The 297-nt window shown below is 55.9% G+C and carries 1 protein-coding gene; it reads right to left on the bottom strand.

The window, feature by feature from the left end:
- The coding region (locus U5A52_RS43215) for a flagellar transcriptional regulator FlhD (RefSeq protein WP_321940537.1) at positions 1–240 on the bottom strand (240 nt) is incomplete at its 3' end.
- Between the last annotated feature and the right edge of the window lie 57 nt (positions 241–297).

Below are 297 nucleotides of genomic sequence, written 5' to 3'. Positions count from 1 at the left end.
CGCCGCTAGAGCGTTCAGTATCTCGTGATCAGGAGCACTAAATAAACAAAGAAGGTGATCAGTCGCCGCAAGCTTGAGCGTTTGCTCGACGGAAAGCCCGGTCAGCATATCGGCGATCTGCTCCGACAGGCCTAGCCGGGATATCCCCGTCCGACGGTCCTCGCGAAGCATGCGCTGCGCAAGGGTGATGTATGAAAGATTGACTTCCCCGATTGCCTGCAGCGTGTCGTAGTCGCTCATGATATGTCACCGTTGCTGGGTGGCATGAATGCCACCGATCGATACTCACCTTTGGCT

Origin of the sequence: Paraburkholderia sp. J8-2, assembly GCF_905220195.1 — a bacterium.
Taxonomy (GTDB): domain Bacteria; phylum Pseudomonadota; class Gammaproteobacteria; order Burkholderiales; family Burkholderiaceae; genus Paraburkholderia.
This window is presented reverse-complemented; position numbering and strand designations above follow the sequence as displayed.